8 protein-coding genes and 3 pseudogenes are annotated in these 25,196 nt (G+C 56.1%); 10 read left to right on the top strand and 1 reads right to left on the bottom strand.

The window, feature by feature from the left end:
• The first annotated feature begins 1 nt into the window (after window position 1).
• From KQH60_RS08000 to KQH60_RS07960, 9 genes and pseudogenes are all read left to right on the top strand, one after another.
• Complete coding sequence (locus tag KQH60_RS08000) at window positions 2-9,511, top strand: hemagglutinin repeat-containing protein (protein WP_237575935.1); 9,510 nt, start codon at window positions 2-4, stop codon at window positions 9,509-9,511.
• Window positions 9,508-9,780: a hypothetical protein gene (locus KQH60_RS07995; RefSeq protein ID WP_237575934.1), complete on the top strand. Its 273-nt coding sequence runs from the start codon at window positions 9,508-9,510 to the stop codon at window positions 9,778-9,780. The genes KQH60_RS08000 and KQH60_RS07995 overlap by 4 nt, the downstream gene beginning before the upstream one ends.
• A gap of 349 nt (window positions 9,781-10,129) precedes the next feature.
• Complete coding sequence (locus KQH60_RS07990) at window positions 10,130-10,396, top strand: hypothetical protein (protein WP_237575933.1); 267 nt, start codon at window positions 10,130-10,132, stop codon at window positions 10,394-10,396.
• 200 nt (window positions 10,397-10,596) lie between these two features.
• Window positions 10,597-10,776, top strand: a pseudogene (locus KQH60_RS07985) (IS256 family transposase); the annotation flags it as partial.
• A gap of 88 nt (window positions 10,777-10,864) precedes the next feature.
• Window positions 10,865-11,152: pseudogene (locus tag KQH60_RS07980) on the top strand (IS110 family transposase); the annotation flags it as partial.
• A 104-nt stretch (window positions 11,153-11,256) separates the two neighbouring features.
• Window positions 11,257-11,973: a hypothetical protein gene (locus tag KQH60_RS07975; RefSeq protein WP_237575932.1), complete on the top strand. Its 717-nt coding sequence runs from the start codon at window positions 11,257-11,259 to the stop codon at window positions 11,971-11,973.
• A 1,965-nt stretch (window positions 11,974-13,938) separates the two neighbouring features.
• A pseudogene (locus tag KQH60_RS15030) lies at window positions 13,939-14,100 on the top strand (IS5/IS1182 family transposase); the annotation flags it as partial.
• A 30-nt stretch (window positions 14,101-14,130) separates the two neighbouring features.
• Window positions 14,131-14,274 (top strand): hypothetical protein, encoded by a 144-nt coding sequence (locus KQH60_RS07965; protein ID WP_237575931.1) that lies wholly within the window; start codon window positions 14,131-14,133, stop codon window positions 14,272-14,274.
• Window positions 14,275-14,312: 38 nt separating this feature from the next.
• Window positions 14,313-15,179, top strand: a complete 867-nt coding sequence (locus KQH60_RS07960) for a class I SAM-dependent methyltransferase (RefSeq protein ID WP_237575930.1) — start codon at window positions 14,313-14,315, stop codon at window positions 15,177-15,179.
• A gap of 196 nt (window positions 15,180-15,375) precedes the next feature.
• On the opposite strand, the gene fabD is transcribed toward KQH60_RS07960, so the two are convergent.
• A complete protein-coding gene (gene fabD / locus KQH60_RS07955; RefSeq protein ID WP_237575929.1) occupies window positions 15,376-17,373 on the bottom strand; it encodes an ACP S-malonyltransferase in 1,998 nt (665 codons plus the stop codon).
• Window positions 17,374-18,089: 716 nt separating this feature from the next.
• Between fabD and KQH60_RS07950 the strand changes: the two genes are divergently transcribed.
• The gene (locus KQH60_RS07950) at window positions 18,090-25,172 is read left to right on the top strand and encodes a GNAT family N-acetyltransferase (RefSeq protein WP_237575928.1); all 7,083 of its coding nucleotides are present in this window, start codon (window positions 18,090-18,092) and stop codon (window positions 25,170-25,172) included.
• Window positions 25,173-25,196: the final 24 nt, after the last annotated feature.

Below are 25,196 nucleotides of genomic sequence, written 5' to 3'. Positions count from 1 at the left end.
TATGAATTCACATTTATATCAGGTCGTCTTCAATCGGGCCCGCGGGTTACAGATGGCCGTGGCGGAGCATGTCGCCAGTCAAGGCAAGCAGCGCGGCGTTCGGGCCGCACGCTCGGCGTGCCCCCTGCTGGCGACGATGCGGGTGCTGGATTTTTCGATTCTGTTGTCGCTTGGGCTGGTCGTTGATCTCGCACAGGCGCAGATCGTGGCGGATCCTGGCGCGCCGCGCGACCAGCAGCCAACCGTACTCAACGCCGCCAACGGCGTGCCGCTGATTAACATCCAAGCCCCCAGCGCGGGCGGTGTGTCGCGCAATACCTATAGCCAATTTGACGTCGGCCATCGGGGCGTCATTCTCAACAACGCTAGCACTCACACGCAAACGCAGCTTGGCGGCTGGGTGCAAGGCAATCCATGGCTAGTTAACGGCACCGCACGTGTAATTCTCAATGAGATCAATGCCAGTCATCCCAGCCAGTTGCGCGGCTACATGGAAGTGGCCGGCGAGCGCGCGCAGGTCGTGGTTGCCAATCCGGCAGGGATCAGTTGCGCCGGCTGTGGCTTCATCAATGCCAATCGCGTCACGCTGACCACCGGCGCCCCGATCATGAATGGCGGCAACCTCGACGGCTACCGCGTGCAGCAAGGCGCCGTTACCCTCACCGGTGGCGGGCTCGATGCGAGCCGCGCCGATTACACTGATATTATCGCGCGCTCCGTCCGGATCAATGCTGGCCTCTGGGTTCAGCAGCTACGCGTTATCACCGGCGCTAACCAGGTCAGTGCCAGCCAGAGCGTGGTGGATTCAATGGCCACAGACAGCAATGTGCCGGCTTTCGCGCTGGACGTGAGCCAACTCGGCGGCATGTACGCACAGAAAATCGTCCTGCTCGGTACCGAGCACGGCGTGGGGATGCGCAACGCTGGCCAAATCGGCGCATCAGCCGGCGAACTGGTGGTGACCGTCGACGGCCGCCTGGAAAACAGCGGCGCCCTGCAGGCCAGGACCGATACGCACTTGAACGTCGGCAGCGGCGTGGCGAACAGCGGTACGATTAGCGCTGGACGCGAACTGGTGCTCGACACCCCAAAAGATTTGGACAACCGGGGCGGCGCCTTGCATGCCACGCGCCTGGAAGTGAACGCAGACTCCGTGACAAACCGGGGCGGCACCATGGAGCAAACGGGCGCCCAGGACCTGGTTGTGCATGCCGCGCAGGTTCGTAATCGGGAGGGCGGCCACATCGGACAGGCTGGGGCGGACGCCGATGCCGCCACGATGCCCACGCATGACCGCACGTCGGGTATGAACGTCTCAGATGACAGCGACGCCGCGCCGCTCGCGGCGGGTGCGCTCAACGTTACCCACATACTGGATAACGACGGCGGCAGCATCATGGCCACGGGTGCTATCGATCTGACCGCCCGCGCGGGCCTGGACAACGAGGGCGGCCATCTAGGCGTGCGCAATTTGAATGTAAAAGGCGGCGATCTGGTCAACCGTCTGGGCGAATTGTACGTGACAGGCAGCCCTCAGCTCCAACTTGGCGCACTGCAAAACGAGACGGGGCAAATGCAACTCGCCGGGCCGCTAACGTTAAACGCTCAATCGTTCGATAACCGCGCGGGTCAGCTGGTGGTCGTCGGCGGCGATAACCGCCTGGAGGTGAAGAACGAGCTGGATAATAGTCGAGGCGGGCAGATTGTCAGCGACGGTGCGCTGCATATCCGCGCCAGCACGCTCAATAACGCGCAAGGCCGCGTGCGGCAAGCTGGCGTTGGCCGTTTGCAGATCGAGGTGCCACAGCTAGAAGGTGTCGGCGGCACACTGGTGAGCGATGGCGCCTTGACGCTGATGAGTCATAAGGCTGACCTACGTGGCGGCTTGACTCAAGGCAAGCAGATTCGTGTTGACACAGACACACTGACTACTGCCGAAGGCGTGTTGCGTGACAGCGGCGCTGGCATGCTCGAGTTGAAGGTGCGCGACGTATTGGACAATAACCGCGGCGCCATTCGCGGTAATGGCGCGTTGACGTTGCAGACGCAACAACTGATCAACGAATGGGGTAGGATTAGCGCGGCCGGCACACACGACACCCAGGTTGACATCGCTGATCAACTTAATAATACCCATGGCCAGCTTGTTGCCGCCGGCAACACGACGGTGAGGGCGAGCGATTTACGTAACCAGGGTGGCATGATCAAAACCAAGGGTCAATCCAACTTGGACGTGAGTGTTGACGGCACGCTCGACAACCGTGCGCAAGGAACGCTCGCCGCCGACGGTGATTTGAGGGTCACCGCGTCTACAGTGGACAATCGCCGGGGGAAGCTGATCGGCGTCCACGGACTGCGCGTCGAGTCCACCACGCTCGATAATCGTGAAGATGGTTGGGTGAACGCAACCGAAGGCAGCCTAAAGGTGAGCAGCCAAGGCCAAACCCATAATGCGGGCGGCACGCTCCAGGCCGCCAGCGAGTTGACGCTGGACAACACAGGCCTGGACAATGCCGACGGCGTGATCCGCGGCAGCCAGGTCAAACTCGATACTCGGCAGGCGACACTGAATAACACGGGCGGTGCGCTGATGAGCACCGCCGGTCGCCTCGACGTGCGTAGTGGTGCGTTGGATAATACGGGTGGGTTGTTGCAATCGGCTGGCGCGATGCGCGTGCAAACACACGGTCAAACGGTGCGTAACATCGATTCCGGCAAGACGGGCGGCATCCTCAGCGGCGGCGAATTGGACTTGAATAGCGGCGAGTTGCACAATCGCGCCGGCGTGGTGCATAGCCAAGGCCAACTCACCGCGCACGTTGGTGCGTTGGACAATACGAAAGGCCAGTTTGGCGGCAGCGCCGAGGTCGGGCTCGAGGCTGACAGTTTGCGCAACAGGCGTGGCGTGATACAGGCTGGACAGGCGCTGCAGATGGGCGTGGCTGACGTCGCCGACAATGAGGGCGGCCTGGTAGCCGCGAGTGGCAAGTTATCACTGAACGCCAAGCGGATTCACAACCATGACACCCGCAGCACGGACCCCGCTATGCCGTTGGGTTTGCAAGGCGACGCCGTTGCGCTGACGGCCAAGCATATCGACAACCATGTCGGGACCATCGCCGCCAATCGCCGCGTGAAGATTACCGGCGTGGGCACGGATAGCGTGCTGGACAACACGCAGGGCAACGTCTCCTCGGCCGGTAGCATTCAGGTTTTTGCCGATCGTGTGGCTAACCCGGCTGGCACGCTATTGTCCGGTACCGACTGCCGTGTCGAGGCCGATAGTCTGAGCGGAGCTGGTCATTTACTGTCTAAGGGCAATTTGAACTTAGCGTTGCGGCAGGACTTTGACAACGATCACGAAGTGATGGCCAACGGCCATGCCGTCGTGCGCACGGGGGGACAACTGACCAACCGCGGTGTTCTCCAAGCAGGCGAGCTTGAAGTACACGGCGCGCAAATCGACAACACTGTCGGTGGCCGGATCAACGGGGACCATGTGGGGGTGGCCACGGATGGCAAGCTGTCTAACCGTGGCCTGATCGACGCCACACAGGCGCGCATCAAGGCCGGTGCGGTGGATAATGTCGGCTCGGGGCGCCTCTCCGGTGATCAACTTACGCTGCAGGCCAACTTCATTGACAATCAACAGGAGGATGGCCAGGCGGCAGTCATCGCCGCACGGACACGGCTGGATATCGGTGCAAGCAGGCTGAGCGGAGCGGGCCGTTTGCTGTCCAACGGCGATTTAAACTTGGCGCTGCAGCAAGACTTTGACAACGATCATGAAGTGATTGCCAATGGTCGTGCCGTCATTCGCACGATGGGCCGGCTGGTTAACCGCGGTACTTTCCAGGCAGACGAGCTTGAAGTACGGGGCGCGCAGATCGACAACACCGTCGGTGGCCGGATCAACGGGAACCGCGTGAGAGTGGCCACCGATGGCAAGCTGTCTAACCATGGTCTAATCGACGGCGTGCAGGCGCGTGTTGAGGCCGGTGTGGTGGACAATGTCGGCACGGGCCGATTCTACGGTGATCACCTTGCATTGCAGGCCAACACCGTTGACAATCGGCAAGAGGATGGCCGGGCCGCGGTTATCGCTGCTCGGGCACGGTTGGATATCGGTGCGAACGTCGTCAACAACCACGAGCAGGCGCTGATCTTTAGCGCTGGCCATGATAGTACGGCGCTAAACATTGGCGGCGCGCTGAGTGAGCAGGGCCAGGCCGTAGGTCGTGCCGGTCACGTGCTCAACGACAGCGCCACGATTGAATCGCTGGGCGGCCTAAGTTTCAACACTCAGCACCTGCTCAATCGCAACGCGCACTTTGCCACCGAACTGGTGCAGATTAGCGGGCCAACTCAGAGCATAGCGCTCCAGCCGGCCGGTGATCCCAATAAACACGATATCAACGACTATCATTGGGCGGCAGGGCACAAATCCGGCTGTTATTTTCACAATGGCACCGGCGCCGAAATCAGCAATTGGACTCAGTACGATATAACGCGTACCGAATACGAGACCCGGGTCACGCAAAGCACGCCAGCGCTCATTCGCTCAGGCGGTAATCTCGTGCTACAAGGTGAAAACTTCACCAATGACAAGAGCCATATTTTCGTCGGTGGCGCTTTACAGGGCGATTTGGGTAACCTGAAAAACGAGGCTGTGTTTGGCCAGCATATTACCCGCGAGGCAGGCACTAGCCAGTATACTTGGAATGAATGGCGTGGCGGCACGAAACGCCGGCATGACCGCCACTGGGAGGCACGGATTGCTTACACGCCAGCCGACATCGTGCACACGATTGAGCTGCCCGTCTCCAAGGTCGAGCAGCATACCGCCAGCGGCGCGCGTGGCTATGCGATCGAACAGCAACAGCTTAGCCAGGCAGATGACGCGCTAAAAGCAAGCGCGATGATCGAAGTGCCGGCCGCACTCAGTGCGCGCGCTCCCGAACTGGGCCAGGTCGATGTCGCGATAAGCGGCCAGGATTCGTTGATAAGTGGTCCGGATTCGGCAATAAGCGGCCAGGAACCAACGAGCGGCCAAAATGAGCAAGGCGTGCTTGATACGCACGGCGATGCCCCTATGGTTATCCGCACTGTCCAGCCGAGCGCCCAGGTACCGGCTAACAGCTTATTTCGTGTTCAGCCCAACCATGGCAGCTATCTGATCGAGACCGATCCGCGTTTTGCCGACTATCGCACCTGGCAAAGCGCCGCTACCCTGCTGTCGCAAGGAAAGCAGAATCCGGCCGCCACTCACAAGCGCTTGGGCGACGGATTTTACGAACAAATGCTGGTGCGTGAGCAAGTCGCGCAACTGACAGGTCGGCGTTTTTTGAAAGGCTACGCTAGCGATGACGCGCAATACCAAGCGTTGCTCGAGGCCGGCAGCGCTTATGCGAAAGCATGGAACCTGCGTCCTGGCGTGGCGCTGAGTACGCAGCAGATGGCGCAGTTGACCCGCGATATCGTCTGGCTGGTTGAGCAGGATGTGCACCTACCCGATGGCACTGTCACTCGCGCGCTAGTGCCGCAAGTCTACGCACGCGTCAAGCCGGGTGACCTTGACGGTAACGGCACGCTGCTTGCCGCGGAAGCGATCGACATGCGACTCAAAGAGGATCTCGTCAACACAGGCACCCTCGCTGGACATACCGCCGTGCAACTGAATGCCGAAAATTTGCGTAACGTGGGCGGCCGGATCACCGGCAAGACAGTCTCTGCCCAGGCGCTTGGCGACATTGACGTGATCGGCGGCAGCATTGACGCTGACCAAGCCTTATTCGTTCAAGCTGGCCGCGATCTGAATGTGATTACCACCACCCGCAGCGATGCCAAGCAAGCTGGCCAGAGCGACTTTAGCCGTACCCATTTGGACCGTATAGCCGGTCTGAGCGTTAACTATCCCCTTGGTGGCCCCCTGGTGGCCAGCGCTGGGCGCGACGTCAATCTAATTGCCGCGCAGATCGCCAATAATGGGCAGAACGGCCAAACCACCCTAATCGCCGGCCGTGATCTAAATCTTGGCACGGTCAAAGTCACGGAGCAAGAACGCAACGTCATCGACGCCAGCAACGACCTCAAGCAAGGCATTGAGCAAGAGGTCGGAACCACCGTGCATGCGCGGGGTAACGTACGCATGCAGGCTGGCGGCGACCTGAATGCCCGTGCGGCCCGCGTCAACAGCGACCAGGGCGCATTGGTGGCACTGGCTGAGGGTGACGTCAACATCGTGAGCGGGCAAACAAGCCGCCACTGGAGCGAAGGCCGGCAGTATAAAAGTCGTAATCTGTTCGGCTCCAGTCAAACCACCACTCGCGACAGCCTGGCGGACACCACCACGCAGGCCAGCACCTTCGGTGGCCACACGGTGGCGGTGCAAGGCCGCAACGTGACCTTGATCGGCAGCAACGTCGTGTCAGATAAGGGCACGTTCATTGAGGCGCAGAACGACCTGACTATCCAGGCTGCGACGCAGACCTACAGCGAAAGCCACTTTAAGGAGACCAAGAAGAGTGGTTTATTACATAACGGCGGGATGTCGTTGACAATTGGCAGTCAGGCGCACAGCGCTGACCAGCAACAGGCCGGCACTCGTGCAACGGCTTCCACCGTGGGCTCGACCAATGGTAACGTGACCTTGGTTGCCAAACAGCGCTATCGGCAAGAAGGCAGTCATATCCTCACGCCGCGTGGCGATGTAGAGATTCAGGCGGGCAAAGCCATTATTACGGAAGCCCGTGAGCAGAGCCAGGGTACGCAGCAAACTCAGTTCAAGCAATCGGGTTTGACCGTGGCGGTGACGGCGCCAGCAATAGCGGCGGTCCAGACCGCGCAGCAGGTGGAGCAGTCGGTAGGACAGACATCGGATCCCCGTATGCAAGCGTTGGCGGGCGTGACGACTGGCTTGGCCGCCAAGAACACCGCCGACGCCATCGCCCAGGATCCGAAATCGGGTGGCGGAGTCAACATTTCGGTCACCGTGGGCGGCGCGCAGAGCGGGAGCCAGGCCACCTACAACAGTGTCACCGCATCGGGCTCGAGCATTGCCGCTGGCGGCAACGTAAGGGTTCGAGCCGTCGGTTCGGGTCAGGATTCCACGTTGACCGTGCAAGGCAGCAAGATCCAGGGTGGCGGTGATATCCAACTGAAGGCCGATGGCAAAATCAATTTGTTGGCCGCGCAAAACACCCGCGAGTCGCACCTGACTCACAGCAGCCACAGCGGTGGCGTAGGCGTGGCGGTGAACCTGGGCTCCCAAGACAAGGCAGCCGGTGTGACGGCGAGCGTCAGCGGCGCACGCGGCTGGGGCGAAGGCACTGACGTAAACTGGACATCCACTCACGTGAGCGCGGGTAACCGACTGGTGCTGGAGTCGGGCGGCGATACTACGCTTAAGGGCGCGGTGCTCAGTGGCCGGCAAGTGATCGGCGAGGTGGGCGGGGACCTGAGCCTTGAAAGCCTGCAAGGGCGCAGTAGCGAGCGCAGCCGGGACATATCGCTCGGCGGCAGCGTGACGGCGGGTTTGGGTGTGTCGGGTAGCGTCAGCTTCAGCCAGCAGAAGATGGCAAGCGACTGGGCGAGCGTGACGGAGCGCAGTGGCATCCAAGCGGGCGATGGCGGTTTCCAGATCAACGTCAAAGGACACACGAGCTTGAAGGGCGCGGCGATCGCCAGCACGCAGCAGGCGGTGCATGACGGAGCAAATAGCTTGACGACGCGCACGTTAAGTACCGAGGATATCGTCAATTACGCCGAATATAAGGCCCGTAGCGTGGGCCTGAGCGGCGGTTACAGTTTAGGCGGCAGTGGGGGCGGCGAAGCTCTGGAAGGGGTGGGCACGAACCAGTCTGGACAGGCGGCGACGGGCGCGGAGCAAGTACCGGGTAGCAAGCTGCCGTCGACGCCGGGCGGATTCAGCGTTGCGCCGCCGAGCGTGATGGCCGCTTCGGGCAAGGCTAGCAGCACGACGTTGAGCGGGATCAGCGCGGGTGCGATTCGCATGACGGATGAGGCGCAACAGAAAGCGTTGACGGGTCAAGATGTTGCGCAAAGCCTGGCCGGGCTGAACCAGCAGGTGTGGAGTGGGCAAGATGGCGATAATGCGCTCAAGCCAATCTTGGACAAGGAGAAGATTCAGGCAGGGTTCGAGATTGCGAATCAGTTGACACATCAAATCGGCGCGTTCGTGGGTCATCGTCAAGCGCAACTGGATGAAGCGCAACAAGCGGCTCTGGACTCGAAGCTGAGTCCACAGGCCAGGGCGCAAGCGCAACAGCAAGCGGCGCAGCTAAAGGCGCAATGGGGCCCGGGCGGTACTTATCGACGGGCACTGTCGGCGCTGGGCGCAGCAGCGGGTGGCAACGTGACGGCAGGCGCGGGGCAGTTCGCACTGTCGGCGACAGTCCATTACGTGCAAGGTTTGGCGGCCAGCGAAGTGAAGCGCGTGGCGGATGGCTTGCAAAGCGAGGAAGCGCGCGCGGCGCTGCATGCGCTGGTGGGGTGCGCGGGCGCGGCGGCGAGCGGCCAGGATTGCGGCGCGGGCGCGATGGGGGCGGCGGCCAGTTCGATGCTGGGCACGTTACTCGGGCCGACGCAGGGGTTGACGCAGCGCCAGCAAGAAGCGCAAACGAACCTGGTGAGTTCGTTGGTGGCAGCGGTGGCGGGGATGGCGGGCCAAGACACACCGACTGCGACGACGGCTGCGGTGACGGAGGGGCGGTTTAATCGGCAGATTAACGACAACGAAAAGAGGGCGATCGCGGAAAAAGCGGGCAGCAATAAGGGGAAGCAAGAGCGGCTAGCCAAAGCGGCGTGCTACGCGGTGAGGTGCTGGGCGGAGTACAAGCCGGGAAGCGAGGAGTACACGAAGTACCATGTGAGCCAGCTTGAGGCTTCACAACTTCAACCAGAAATCGATTGGGTGAATCAACAGAAAGAGGTGGGGCTGTTCGAGTACACGCCAGGACACAAGATTGGCGATGCGGTGAAGAGCGATCCGGTGGGGGTAGTAAAGGATGTGGCGAAGGTTGTTGTTGGAGGCGTGACGGCGAAGACGGGGTTAGGGTTTTGTACAACCGGCTTTGGGTGTACTGCTGGTATTCCAATGGCAGCTTTCGGGTTAAGCGATATGATTGAAGGCTCGGAGGGTTTATACAACCGCTATAACGGCATCAACACGCCAGGCGTGAATCCTTTGCGATATGGAGTTAACCAACTAAATCCAACGTGGGGAGATACTGTATATGATGGGTTGAACCTTGCAGCATCGATCATGGCGCTGAGGGTTCCAGTTCCGCTCAAGATGGGCGTCGCCGATGGCCTGAATCGTCCTGGTTCGATGTTCGATGTGAGCGTGCCGCGTATCAATAACAACGCCTTGATTCCGTTCGTTAACCAAGTTGCGCCTTACGGGACAACGCAAGGAATTTTGCTGTTTGGCGTGGGCTCGAAAGGTGTCACCGTGATTGACGATATACGTCATTCTGGAGACAAGAAATGAACTGGCGGCGTCTCTATGCAACACTTCAGATCTGGTTCATGGTTTGTCTGGCATCTGCATTTAGTGCAGGATGCTGGTCGTTTCTGGTGGCAGGACTTTGCCGAATAGCATTTCATCTTGGTGACAACGAGTCTATGCTGCTGGTTGGTCTTCCCCTCCTCATCATTCTGTTTCTCGTGTTTTTAAAGCATTTGCCGAAGCCCCTGCGCAAGGTTGGGATACTGAGCGACGAGCCGGAGAAATTTGGCCCTTGGTTTAAGCAAGATTAGTTAACCTAAAATATCGAACCTGGCCGAGGCTGGGTTCATTGTATGCGGCGTTTGCCTGCTGCGGTGTCAGGGGATAATGGTCATGCTGGCGATCATGTAGTGATAGTGGAGTGTGATGGTATAGCGGCTTTGAAAGTCCAAGTTCCACTAAATGTTGGTGTTGCTGATGGACTAAATAGGCCTGTTTCGATGTTTGGCGTGACGGTTCCACGTATCGATAACGTGAACTTGCTGCCCTTCATTAAGCAGCCTTGGCCGTATGGTACGACGCAGGGGGGCTGCTCTTTGGCGTTGGTTCGAAAGGGGCCGCGGTCGTCCATGACGTTCGGCAGGTCATGGGAGATAAGAAGTGAATTGGCGCAGATTGTATGCAGCCACTCAAATATATGGAGTAATAGGTGGTGTTGCCTTGGGCGGGGCGGGATGTTGGTCTTTCTTGGTCGCAGGGATTTGTCGCGTAGTGCTTGGTCTTGGCGATACCGAAGTGATTTTGTTGATAGGTTTGCCGTTATTTATTGTTTTGTTCGCCGTGTTTGTGAAGTATTTGCCAAAAACGTTAGGTAAATCGGGGATGCTGAGCGACGATCCGAAGAAATTCGGTCCGTGGTTCAAGTGAGAGCCCTAAAAAATCTAATATGGGGTGACGCTGCATATGATGGCGCAAATCCCTTCTTCGCTATTGGAGGATTGCGATCTCAAGCTCCGTTAAAGATAGGAGCGTATGATGGGATGAATCGTCCGAATTCGAGCCTGTCAGAATTTTGTGTGCAAGAAGTCATGAGAAGATACCGAAAGGAAAGACCCGTGACCGATGTGATGAGCACGAGCAAGAAGAGCAAAGCCCCGAAGCTACTTTCGGATGAGTTGATCGATCAGCTACTGGCGCAGGTCCAGGATAAATATGCCGAATCGATACTCGCAGAATCCGGGTTAGCTGGGCAGCTCAAGAAGCGGCTGGCCGAACGCATGTTGGCTGCTGAACTAACTCACCACCTGAGGGACGTATCCGGAATAATGAGATGGTCATCCCCACCCCACGAGCGAGGGTTACGCTTATAGGGTATTTCTTTTTAGAGAGGCCATCATGCAAGAGGTGACGCTGGTTGGAATCGATTTGGGCAAGCATTCGTTTCACCTTCACGGTCAGGACCGACGCGCAAAGGCGGTGTTTCGCAAGAAGGTGAACCGCAAACAGCTGGTCGAGTTCTTCGCCGCGTTTCACACCTGCACGCTCGTCATGCAAGCGTGTGCCGGCGCTCATCATATGGCGCGCAAGCTGGCTACGTTCGGGCATCAGGTCAAACTCATTTCGCCGCAATACGTGCGGCCTTTCGTGAAGAGCAACAAGAACGATTTTGTCGACGCTGAGGCTAAGTGCAGAATGGCTCGCCAGGCGAATGGAATCAACGGGCCCACGCATTCCTGAGACAAGCGCACGGGATGTTGCCGGCAGACGGTGACAGCGGACCAGGCTATATGTTTTATGCGACGCCGGAACAGAAGGCTGATCCGGGTATATATGTAGGGTATTATCCAGACGGCATGGGGCTTAACGCGCCCTCACCAGAGGCCATCAATGCGTCAATGAATCGCGATGTGGCTAGTCGCGAGGTGATTGCAAAACAGACGCTGGGCGCAGCGGCTGGCGCGGCCGCGATTGCGGTAGGAGGCCCAGTTGCTGCGTTGCCAGGAACGCCGATTTTTAGCAGCGAGGGGGCGTTGGGTTCCGGCATGTGGGCGTCACCTGTGGGAACTGGCATTATCAGTGGCGGTATCAATGCTGGATTGCAATATCTGCAAAACGGTGACATTAATCTGGTAAATGTAGCCGCCGCGAGAATGGTTGGGCCAGTTGGCGTATATGGTGGCCTTGGTTGGAATGTCGGAGTCAATGCCGTGAGTGGAGCTGCGAGTACAGTTATTAATAACAAGTTGTATGGTAAAAGCGACAGCGTGATGTTCAGTGGTATTGCCGCTGGTGTTGCATCGTCATTTGGTTATGGTGTTGGCAAGAGTATAGAAAAAGCAATTGAGTCTGCTTCGCGTTCGACGATGGAGAGAGAAAATGAACTGGCGACGACTTTGCGCGATTTTGGAGATATGTGGAACGGTCAGTTTATTTTCGTTTGTTGGTGCTGGGTTCTGGTCATTTATAGTTGCGGGATTATGCCGAACAGCTTTCCGGTTAGATGATAACAAGGTGATGCTACTGATTGGGCTGCTACTATTTATAGTAATGAGCATTTGGCTGATTAGAGTGCTGCCAAAGCATCTGCGCAAGGGGGGAATGTTGAGCGACGAACCTAAGAAATTTGGCCCATGGTTTAAGAGTGATAATAGGTGAGGTGATGCTAAACTAGGCCTGCCAGTAGATGAAGCTGATCTCCGGAAAGAAGAATGACAGGGCGTTTGCTACCCGTGCTGGATTTATTTATTTTGTTGCATCTCAGGAATGGTCTTGATTGCGTACGTGATAAGCGTGTTGCCTTCAACTCTCGGTGCCATTGGAGGGGCAGCGTTTTCAGAAGGGGTCAATCATGCTATGGATAAGACACTTGATTACCATAAACCGAAAAAATGACAGAAAGAATGAGTTGTGATATTTGGGCATTATTTATGTACATTCTAATATTATTAGAACATTAATTATCTTGGCATTGAGTGCTGAATTTTGTGTGATTCTAATAATTGTTTGGATGCGTAATTCCTCAGTTTATTAATTGCCGGACTTGGCAAGGATGTACGCCTGGTGCAAGCTAATATTGTTTGCAACAGTTGTAGGTGGTGTTGGTGCTTGGCTGTATGACAGAAAGCGGGTCGGTCAATAGCTAGAGGTGTTACGGGTGAGGTAGGCAAGGTAGGTGGCACCGGCACTGTACCGAGGCATTGCAAGTACGACAATAACATGAGCTACACGTCGGCGCCAACACGACTAGAGGTGGGATCTGTGAAAGTATGCGCTTAAGCCCCTGGTAAAGCCCTGTGCGACAGCCGAATATGCAGCGGGACTGCACCAGCCGGGGTACTCTACTACCCGCCGGATTTGCCAAATGAATAGATTGCAAATACCGCTGCGGTTGTATCGACGACAGTTGGTCGGTTTGGCGCGGCAACGGGTGCGATTGCGGCTGTACCTTCGACGTATGCTCCTGCCGCTAGGACACCGACTTTTGGTGCATCGGCAATAGGACTCAGTGCGGGAATGATTGAAAAGATCGGGAGACCGAATCCTGAAGCTTAAGCTTAAAATTAAGCTGTGGATAGTATCGTAGATTTGAAAGATTAATTTGCTTCTGAACGATACCCTTTGTATGGTCCTGTATTCAATGGGCTTAAAGAAGAAATTAAGGGTTAAGGTTGAGTGAATCAATTTAAGTGAAGATTGAAATTCTTTTTGGAAATTCGATAGGGCTGGGCGGAGCAGTCGATCCATTCTTCGATCCTGCCTCGAATTCTTGGTGGGGGATTCAAAACACAATTAACAAACTTAAGGGGGCGATCAGTGATTCTAGAGGTAGGGATCGTAATTATCTCACTTGTATCGCTTACGATCACTTGGTTGATGTTTGGTAGGAGCGATCTGGAATTGAAGCGAGAGAAGTTTTTTTACTGGTTAAAATCGACACTATTTCTTGGTGTATTGCTGACTGCCTGGCTAGTATATAAAGAACCCACATTGAAATTTCTACTTTCTGCTGTTCTTGGTTTTTTGCTTTCGGCATTACTGAATTGGATGAGGTCGCAGTGGGTTTTTTTGTTCCCCTGAACGATAAGCCCGAAAAATTTCTAGCGATTCAACATGACATAATATACCTCGAAGCGCGGAAAAGTTACAAAAAGAAAGATGGGGCTCAAAAAGATCAGTCGAGGTAAAAGATCTACGCTTCAATCGGCAGTTGCATCCGCGGGAAAAGACGTTGGCCCAGCAACTTGCGGAGAAAGGTGGTGGCAATACACCCAGCAACAGATTGAAGACCAGATGCGGCAAATGCCGATAGCAGAGGGCGGCCAGACCTATGCCGGGAGTTCCGACATCTTAATAGCGGGTACTAAATAATCCAGGAAAGCCTATGCAGCCAGGCTGCGAGATCGAAATGGTGTTGTGGAACTTGCAAAGAGCGGGCATATTGAGGCGTGAAACCTGCAAATCCTGACGACGTGTGGAGGGGTCCGAGGACGCCGGTGCCAGGGGGAAATTTCTTTCGCCAACCGCTGCGCGAGCAGATTAGCTTGAAGTATCCGTTGGTTCGCCCTACCGATCTGATCGACTGGAAGCAGTTGAACAGGGCGATGAGCGCGAGTTTCGTGCCCCACCATGGCTCTTTGAATGGTTTTGTGTGTTAACGACGCATGGAACGCGCGAGCACGCTGTACGTGATTTGGGTCGTCCACAACAAATCGGTCACGCTCACATATGTGGTCGGCTTGGATGAGATCGAACTGCTGCACAAGTCAAATGATCTAGCTGGAACGTTTTGGCTCATTGGGTTATGATGAGAATTCCAATAATCATTTCAAGAACGAGGTAAAGAATGGAAATTTCCTCAGAAAAAGACGTATCGCCGATCAGCCAATGGTATGACATGATGACTCGGATGTTTCCCGATGGCCGTCTAACTTTTCTGAACTACGGCTATCTGGACGATCGCAGCAACTTTGACTGGATCAAAGAGGCGGACCTTGAGCAGAAATGCTCGGCTAACTTAATCCGAACCATTTTAGGTGATGCCGATTTGCGCGGTAAAAAGGTTCTTGAAGTGGGATCGGGAAGAGGGGGGAACTGTTCTTACCTTGCCAGATATGCTGGCGCCGCATCGGTAACCGGGCTGGACTTCTGCCCAGCGCATATCGAGTTTTGTAATCAGGTGCATCGTCTTGACGGACTGTCTTTTATTAACGGCGATGCGATGGATTTACCCTTTGCCGATGAAGAATTTGACGTGGTGGTCAACATCGAGTCGTCCCACTGTTATCCAGACATGAATAGGTTTGGTGAGGAAGTGCGGCGGGTACTGAAAAAAGACGGTTTGTTTTTTTATGCCGATACCATGAAGGGCGACAATCAGGATGTGTTGTCCGAAAAAGATAAGATAGGCGTTGATTTTTTCACTAACGTATTAGAGCAGCATCACGCAATGATCCGCAACGCCCAATTTAAAGTAGAGGATCATATTGACATTTCTGCAGGAGTGGCTAGAGCTTTTGAAAGCGAGCAAGGCCACCTAAAGCACGTACTCAAGGCTTTGGTGAATGAAAAAAAGCAGCAGCATAGCCTTCTACCGGCCGACGTGTATCATGCATTCGATACGATGTTCCACTTCTTTGACGATAGTGGCCTGAAGGCTTATAAAAATGGCCACTTAGCGTACAAATTTTGGCGTCTTAAAAAGACTGCGTAATTTTTTATTTTGGATTGGACAGTTTTCGCGGCGTCGGAGGTGGGCTGGCCCTGTAGATTTCAGCCCACATTATTCGCCATGCTTGTGATGGAGCGGCTTGAATGATTGAGCCGCACCATCACTGCTTCTCCAATATGGAAAAAGAGTGTGAGGAAATGCCGCGATCAGAGCAGTGAGCTATGATCAGCGGCTTTTTTCAAACAGGAGTTGACGTGGCGCGGATACTGTTGATTAATTTAGTCAACACATTCCCTGGTCCAAGTTCTTCGAACTCACACTCCCCTTGGCGAATCAAATACTGAACGGTCTCTACCCACCGCACGGATCCGCAGATCTGCCGGGTGAGGTTATCGATCAGTTCGCTATCCCGGTAGGGAGCAGCATGAATATTGGATATCACGGGTATTTGCAGCGGCGAATAACTAAACTGCTTCAGATATTCGCTAAACTCCTCCATCGCGCCCTGCATATAACGGGAATGAAACGGAGCGCTGACTGACAGGGGAATAACCGTGATTTTCAGCTCCTGGAAGATCTCTTTGGCTTGGCTAAGGGCTTCAACGGGGCCAGCAAGGACGACTTGGGTCGGTGAGTTGTAGTTGGCCACATCCAGAGCATTCAAGCCATGCTGAGATAGTAGCGAATTGATTTCTGTTGGGGAGGGACCGATGACCGCAGCCATGCTCCCGCCGGTGGCGCGCGCCATTAATTCGCCACGTTTCTTGACCAGTTTCAAGCCAGTTTCGAACGAGAAGGCTCCAGCCGCAAAGAGTGCGCAGTATTCGCCTAGGCTATGGCCGGCAAGGTAATCTGGTTGATAAGGATTTTGTTGCTGCTTGCTTAGGAAGGCTAGGGCACTGACGGTGTAGAGCGCTGGCTGAGTATATTGGGTGTGGGACAACTGGCGAGCTGGATCTTCCAAGCAAAGCGTTTTTAACGAATAGCCAAGGATTTCATCGGCCTGCGCAACATGATCAGGAAACTGCTCAAACAGTTCCGTTCCCATGCCGACGCGTTGCGATCCCTGGCCAGGAAAGACGTAGACGCGTTTCGGGCCATTCGCTGGCCGCGTTGACGGCTGCTGCGCCACGTGGACTGGCTGCTGAACTTGCTGCGATGCTGGCCGCGCAAATGGCTGTACTTGCTGGGGCGTTTGTTGTGTTGGTGCGGTCGCACTTGCTGGTAGCGGTTGTAGCGTCCTTCCGAGCGCCAGTGTTTCATCAAATTTTTCGAGGTCACGGCCGAACGGGCTGAGCACAGCGAAAGTCTGCGGCACCTGACGGTCACGGATATTTTGTTTGATGAGGTTGGCTAGCGTGCCGCTGGGGCCGAGATCCAAGTAGATCATTGACTCACCACGCTCGGCGGCTTCCCGCTCGATCCGCGTCAGTGTTTGAGAAAAGCGAATCGGTTCGCGGAGGGTCCGCCAAAAGTGATCAGTCGTGAGCTGATTTAAGGTCTCGGTATTGTGGCAGGAGATCACCGGGATCTGCGTGGGCCGTAAGCGCAGTTCACTAGCTAACACATCGACCTCCGGTTTAAGGAAATCGATATGGCGGGAGTGAAAAGCCTGTTTGACTGGCAGGCGTTGGAACACGATATCTTGACTGCTGAGGTAGCGTTCAGCGTCTGCAATCCGGGCGGATTGGCCGGCGATGACGATCAGCGATTTAGCGTTATAGGCCGCAATATCACAATGATCATGGAGTAGAGGCGTTTGCTGGTAGAGCGATTCATCGCAGAGAATCGCCAGCATCGCACCTTCAGTGGCCGGAGACTGACGACGGTGAAATAGCTGACCCTGGTGGGTCACAAAACGAATGGCGTCGGACAGTGGCAGCGCCTCTGCAAGAGCGGCGGCGGCAAGTTCTCCGAGACTGGTGCCGAGTAGATAGTCGGGCTTGATCTGCTGCTCGATCAGCGTTTTGCCAAGTGCATACTCCACCATGAAGATGGCTGGATGGCTAATGCGAATATCATCGAACGTCTTAGAACGTGCGTTATTGGCATCGTAAATTCCGGCAATTAACGAATGCCCAAGCTCCGCGCGAATGAGCTCATCGACTTCGTTCATCCAGCGGTGGAACACCGAATTGTTTTGATAGAGCTCCCGTCCCATCTGGTAGAACTGGCAGCCTTGGCCTGGAAACATAAAAACAACGGAAGTTTTTTGCCCTTTGCAGAGGTACGGCATGTGTTTGTCCTAGGATGTGGGGGTGCAGAGAAGAAATATTCTAGCCAAAACGCATTTTGCGGTCCTGCACAATTTAGAGGCTTTGTGTACATTCGTCGCTGCAAACCATCGCTTGCCTACACGTTGAGCGTCGGTGTCTCGTCAGTTCGCGCTCGACACTCACTCCACGCAGCGCGCGATGTGTTCAAAAAAACAGCAGCCTTTTGCGATGCACACGATTGCCCATGCGTGTCGCAGTGTCGCGCTATCTGTGCGCAAACCGTATCGGGGTATCTAAGTATATCGATGTGGTTATTGTTGCGACACGATATCAGTGCATGTCGCACAACCGTGACGATGTCTATGTAAAGCGCTAGGGCGAGCGTTGCCGACATGCGATGGTGCAACCTACGAGAAATCGTAGTCAACGATGAGGAGCGAGTCCACGCACTGCTGGAATCGGGTGTTGTTGCTTGATTTTGCAGACATAGTCAGTACCACGCATACGCAGCGCTTATGGCTTCGAAGGCGAATTAGGGTCCTACACTATTTATTGTCATAAAGCAAATATTTTGTCGAACTTCGCTGAACCTTTCTTTAACCGACAGATTATTCGCGCGCTGCATGATTTTGAGCATGCCAACGGTATATCGTTGTTGTTTCAAAAACCATTGAAACAACATGGCTTTTAGGCTATGTTTTAGCTAATAAATGAATCATTACTATGGAAATATTTGATGGTGGTCACTTTTACCGATCATCTGTTTTTTCTTTCTATCGTTCTTAGTCTCGAAAGTCGTCGGCTGATCTCCCGTCGTGAGATTGGCCAGCCGTTTGAGCTTGAACAGTTTTCCCCAACGGCGTCCGTCAATGTCGGCCCATTACGGGTTGCGTTTGATGGACTGAAGGCGTTTGGCTGGCTGAGCCAGTCAAACGATGATGAGTATTTTTTACGCAGTCCGGCGAGTGCTGCCCAAGCCTTGCCGGATCGGATCGACGAACTTTTTGCGTGGCTAGCGCCCGAGCGTGAGCCCATCAAAGCAGACTTGTCGCAGCTGTCGTGCTGGTTGTCGCTGTCAGCGTTGGACTGGAATGTGCATTGCCCTGCACTGGTTCGCAGCCTCGACGATTTGTTGGCGTTGGTGATATTGCGCCAGATGACGTTGAGCGATGCGATCGACCACGGCACCGGAAGGGTGAATCCACGACGTGTCGACAGTGGCCGAATGAGCCCGAAGTGGGTGCATCAGCTAACAGATTTCCTGCTTGCCCGACAGTGGATTCAACGCAGTGATGAGCAGGAATGGACGCTTAACCCAATGCGGCGAGCGCTATTGTCTCAGTTGTTGAGCGAGTCGTTCCTGGTTGACTACGCCAGCCTACCGTCGACTCTCGATGATGTATTGTTTGGAAAGGGAGAGCGATGGACTACAGCATCGCGGTGGCTCAAGGAGGCGGGTGAGCGGCAGATCTGGCGCGGCGACCAGCCAGCCCTTGAACAGTTGTTAGGCACGATCTTTGATGCTCAGCCGTTGGCCGAGCAGCCAGACTGGATCGTTGAATTCGGTCGCCGTCCCAACGGTTCACTGGATGACGTGTGGCAATGGATTCGCCAACATACTGCCCGAGGCAAGATGCTGGATAGCTTGCCACTACGGCTGCTAGTGCTGGATGACGTAGTGTGGGGCGATCTGGCGGCACTTCGACGACGCCTTGAAGACGCTGGAGTCGGGGCGAGCGAGCGGGTGCTGTGGCTAGGTGTCGGCCAGCAAAATCTCAAAGAACCGGGGACGACGCCGGTGCCGCAATCGCAACTGGCGCTACAACGCTATTACATCCGCTCCAACGGCTTGGTGGCGGATGGCGCCAGTGTGATGGGTAGCCTGCAAGCATATTTTGATTGCCTGGCTGCTTTAGCTGGCAGCCATTTGGTAGTCCTTAGTGAAAGACACTGGCGCCCTGGTGGCGCCCTGGCTGATCGCTTTGCTTATCATTACGGAGTTGAAGCGGTCCATTACTTGATGGCGTTGGCCGGTGCTGGGTTGTTTGCGAAACCGGGAATGTTGCACAAGTTGCCTCGGGATCAGGCCGACTGCGACGCGACCCTGGGTTGCTACCAGGCCAGAGAATATCGTATCCGCTATGCGACCCTCGATGACCTGCCTGCACTGTTGATGCTGGAAAAGGCTTGTTGGCCGGAAGGCGCAAGGGTTGACGAGCCGATCCTGCGTCGCCGGCTGAGTCAGTGGTCAGCTGGACAGTTAGCGCTGGAACTCGATGGCGAGGTGGTCGGCGTGATTTATTCACAGCGGATCACGAAAATTGAGGGTCTTTTCGGGGTCAATTTCGCGACCGTCGATCAGCTTTATCATACCGAAGGCAACATAGTCCAGATCCAGAGCCTGAACATCTTGCCAGCCCATCAGTACAGCGGATACGGCGATCAGTTGCTGGAGTTCATGCTGCAATACTGCACTGTGCTCAACGGTGTTGATACTGTGGTGGGTGTGACCCGTTGCAAGGACTATCCGAAGCATCGGCAAATTCCTTTGAGTGACTATATCCACAGTCGTGACGAGCGGGGAATCCTGCTGGACCCAGTACTGCGTTTTCATGAGCTTCACGGCGCACGGATCGAGCGGCTGGTGGCAGGTTATCGTCCGGCTGATCATGACAACTCGGGTTACGGCGTGCTGGTGCATTACGATCTGGCCAGCCGCCAGCGTCAAGAATTGCAGCTGACCACAGCGCCGGTGGCGTTGTCGACGGTATCAATCGATGACGCCGTGCGTCACGGAGTCAATCGATGCTTGGGCCAATCGGAAGACAGCCGGCTGTCGCCGCACCACAGCTTGATGGAGTTGGGACTCGATTCAGCTGATCTTCTCGCGCTGGGTGAGCAACTGGGACCGATGTTTGGACTCACGCTGGAGTCAACATTTTTCTTTCGCCATAACAGCATCGACAAGATAGTTGCGGCACTCAAAGAACGTTTGGAAGGGCAGGCGCCGTCATCGAGTGGCAGCAACGTACTCCCCCCCAAATCCACCCACACGTCACCGCAAAAACGGCCATTCACGTCAACTGAAGACCACGATGATTTTGCGATCATCGGCATCAGCGGTTGTTTCCCCGGTGGGGAACTGGAAGATTTTTGGGCGGCGCTACGCAGCGGTGTCAGTCAGATACGTGAGGCGCCGGCCGGGCGCGCCAATGCGGGGTCCCCAGGCGGCTATATCGACGATATCGATTGCTTTGATCACTCATTTTTTGGCGTGTCGGCGGCGGAAGCGGCGCTGATGGACCCCCAGCAGCGGTTGCTATTACAACATGCTTGGCTGGCGCTTGAAGATGCCGGCATTCCAGCAGCGCAGCTAGCCCGTAGCCCCACCGGTGTATTTATTGCTGCCGCACCGAGTGAATATCGCGCAGTCGTTGAAATGCCCAAAGATAGCCCGTTCCTGCTGACGTCTTCGTCGGCGTGCATGTATGCGAACCGGCTTTCTTACATCCTGGATCTACGCGGACCGAGCGAATATTGCAACACGGCCTGTTCATCGGCATTGGTGGCGTTACATCGAGCGATGCAGGCGATCAAGGCCGGCGAGTGTCAACAAGCGCTGATCGGCGCAGTCAACCTATTGTTGTCGCCTGACGAAACGGCAGGGTATCGGTTGATGGATTTCCTCAGCGTGCACGGTCAAACGCGCTCATTCCAAGCGGGGGCCGATGGCTATGTGCGTTCCGAAGGCGTTGGTGTACTGGTGCTCAAGCCACTGGCGGACGCTGAGCGGGACGGCGATCGCATCTATTTGAAGCTCAAGGGTAGCGGCGTTTGCCACGGCGGTAGAGGGGCTTCGCTGACCGCGCCCAATCAAGACAGTATGACAGCGGCGATCGTTGCCGCCTACCGCAGGGCCAACGTGGAGCCGAACAGCGTCAGTTACGTGGAAGCGCACGGCGTCGGCTCGTTGCTCGGCGATGCAATAGAGATCGCCGCGATTCAGGCAGCCCGAGCGGAATTGAGCGACGACGACCACGATGTTCCTTGGACGATCAGTACATTGAAGCCAGTGATCGGTCATTGTGAACTGGCTTTTGGCATGGCGGCGTTGTTCAAAGTGATCGACGCTGTGGCGCAGCGGCAATTACCCGGGATCCCGGGATATGCACAACTGAATCCCGCGATCACGTTGGATCCGCGCCAATTGCGGCTGCAGGCCGACAGCCGCCCATGGTCAGCACCAAAGGACGCGAACGGTCTTGAGTTGCCGCGGCGGGCGAGTATCAATAGTTACGGCTTCGGCGGCGTCAATGCCCACTTGGTCGTGGAGGAGTACATCGCACCGCAGCGTGCGATACAGGATGGCGTCGGGCCCCAGTTGATCCTGTTGTCGGCATGGGATGCGGCGCGGTTGACGGAGCAGGCGGCGCGGCTAAGCCATTATATTGCCCAACGGCCTAATCTGTGCTTGGCTGACATCGCTTATACATTGCAAGTGGGTCGCACTGCGATGGCATGCCGCTGGACTTGCGTGGTTGACAGCATCGTATCGTTACAACAGCAGCTCGACGCACTCGATCGTGCGTCGATGAATGAAATCACGCTGCTCGATGCGGACACGATGGCGATCGATCCGTTGCAGGCTGGGATCGGCGACGAGGTGGACCTGGCGTTGACCCGTTGCGATTTGCAAACGCTGGCCAGTTACTGGCGGCAAGGCGTTGAACTGGACTGGCTCAAGTTGCCGCGTCTCGGTGAACCACGACGCATCAGTCTGCCTGGCTATGTCTTTGCCAAGACGCGTCACTGGCTGCCGCCGCGGCAGGCTGATGCGACCTGCCAGCAAAGCGAAGGTGTAGCGCAACCGCAAGGTTTTCGGCAAATACTGGCGGGGCTACTCGGATGCGAGCTAACAGCGCTTGACGGATGTGAATCGCGTAGCCTGGCCAGCCTTGGCCTCAACTCGCTGGCCGCAGTCGGGCTTAAAGCCAAATTGGAGCAGCAGTTGCAGCTATCTGTATCGTTAGCGCAATTGAGCCCCTATTTGAGCCTTGGCGAGGTGGAAACCCGTCTGGCGCCCCTAGTGGGACAGGGCGACAATCATTCGATACCTCGGTTGCAAATGGCACCCAACGATCAGTGGCAGCCTTTTGCACTCAACGATATCCAACAATCTTTTCTGTCGGGGCGCAAGCTACTGGCCGAGACTGAGCGGGTAGGTTGCCATATCTATTTGGAATTTGACTGGCCAGATCTCGAAGTCTACAGGCTTAATCAGGCTTGGAATCGCTTGATGAGCCGACATGAGATGTTGCGCGTCAAGCTGCTCGACGATGGTCGCCAGCAAATCGGAGAGTCGGCCTCTTATCGCATCAAAGCACGCGATTTGCGACGCATCAACACAGCCGGCCGCGAGTTGGCGTTGGCAGCCATTCGTGCGTCGATGTCCCACAATGTCTATCTACCGGGGCAGGAACCGCTGTTTGAAATCCGCGTTTCGCTGCTAGATCAACAGCACAGCCGGGTACACCTGAGTATCGACGAGTTAGTGGTGGACGCCACTTCTTTGGACTTACTGTTGCAACAATGGTTGATGCTTTACCGGGACCCCACTGCACAGCTGCCAGATCACGGCTTGTCATTCCGAGACTACCAGTTGTCGCTGGAGGCATTCAAACAGTCTCCATGCTACCAGCGTGATTTGCAATACTGGGTCGACAAGCTGGCGCAGATGCCGCCAGGCTTGTGTTTGCCCAAGGCACAGCGGCCAGCGGGTCGCCAGAGACGACGATTGGCCTCGATGTTGGAGCCAAGCCGCTGGCTGCGATTGAAACAGCAGAGCGATGCTTTGCAAATCTCAGCGACGGCGTTGCTGCTGACCCTGTTTGGCTTAATCCTTAGGCAAGCCAATGCGGGCAAAGCATTTTCGTTGATCTCCACGTTCTATAACCGTGTTCCCTTACATCCAGCGGTTGATCGTGTAGTGGGGCCGTTCATCTCGACCCATTTCTTTGCCTTCGTTGACACGGGGGAAGACACCCTGGCTGAATTGGCGCAGCGGGTTCAGCGCCAATTGCTCGAGGATATTGACCATATGAGCGTCAGCGGCGTCACCGCGCTGCGCGAAACCCGGCGCCGCTGCGGCAAGCAGTTGCATTTTAGCGGCGGTGAGGTGGTATTTACGTCGATGCTTAACAATCCCGTGATCGGCGGCGCAGACAGCTTTGGCGACGCGCAGCACTACTGTGTCACGCAAACGCCGCAGATCAATCTCGATCATCAACTGCGAGAGCGCGAGGGGGCGCTGAGTTTCAGTTGGGACGTCGCCATCGACTGCTATCCGGACGGCATGATTGACCAACTGTTTTCTGACTACTGCCATTTGTTGCACAAGTTGGCAGACGGCGATGCTGACTGGCAGGCTTTAAAAACAGGTGAACTGGTGGAGCGACTCACGGTCGTTGAGCAGCCCTTACCCATTTCTACCGCCGAGCATACGGGGCCGTTCATGCTGGCGCCGGGCGAGCCGCCAAAAACACCGTTTGCGTTGACTGATCAACAGCAGGCGTATGCGTTTAGCCGCTCGCTTTACCCAAAGCAAAGCAGCTCGCACCTCTATATGGCGGTGGCCATAGAGGATCTTGAAATCAGTCGGTTGGAGCAGGCTTGGCGACAATTGATGGCTCACCACCCAATGCTGCGAGCCCGGATTCTGCCTAGCGGGACCCAGCAGTTCATGGAGGCTGCGCCCCCACTACAACTCGAACTGAGCGAGCAGGGCGTCGATGTGGTACAGGTTGCCGATGAGATGCTCGGTCGGGTAACGGCACTGGGGGCTTGGCCCTATGCCGAATTGCGAGTCAGCCCGCTGGGCGGACGGCGCAGCCTGGTGCATTTAGCGATAGACCTGCTGATTGCCGACCTCCCCAGTCGGGATCTGTTGATTCGCCAGTTACTGGACCTCTACCATGGCTGCCCGCCGGCACCGCTATCAATTAATTTCGGTGACTATATCGCAGCGCTTGGACAATACAGGCGCTCGCCAGCAGCGCAAAACGCCGCTGCGTACTGGCAAGAAAAATTCCGCCTGCTGCCACAGGGGCCGCTGGTGAATGACAAGGATGCCCATGGTCGGTATCTAGGCTACGAGCACCGCCTTGATTGCTGGCCAGCGCTACGTCATCGCATCACGCAGGCAGGCATCTCAGCGGACGCGCTACTCATTTCTGCCTATGCGTGGAGTATTGCCGCGCATAGCAGCAAGCAGGCCTTTACTTTGGTGGCGCCAGGCTGGCACAGGCCTGCGGTACATCCTGAGATCAACGCGCTGGTCGGTGACTTCACGAATTTGAGTTGGATCGACTTTAACGACGAACCGATGACTTTCATCGAGCGGGTTCGGCGTTCTAACCGAATCTTCAGTGAGGACCAACGCCACGGCGCGATCAGCGGCTTGCAGGCGCTGCGTAAGGTGGCCACGGATAAGCAGCGACCGCGGAAGCTGAATTTTCCTGTGGTTTTTACCCGGCTTAATCCGCAAGGGCCATTGGATCTTCCTGCCGGAACGACGTTGGTCAAGAGCGCGAGTCGCACGCATGGGGTGGCGTTGGACAATCTCAGCATCGAGCATCAAGACGCGCTGTTGATCCACTGGGATCTCGCGGCCGACTGCTTGGCGCCAGCGCAGGTCGACGCGATGTTTACCGACTACTGCCGGTTGCTCGAGGCGCTGGCCGATGACGATAGCCTGTGGACGGTGCAGGAGCCTCAACTGGCGGCAACGCTAGCTGCGGGCGAACATCCAGTAATAAGTTGAATCGCATCGCCACGCTATATTAGA

Source organism: Mycetohabitans sp. B8 (genome assembly GCF_021991875.1).
Taxonomy (GTDB): Bacteria; Pseudomonadota; Gammaproteobacteria; order Burkholderiales; family Burkholderiaceae; genus Mycetohabitans.
The sequence above is the reverse complement of the archived record's forward strand: the minus strand, read 5'-3'. Positions and strand labels throughout refer to the sequence as shown.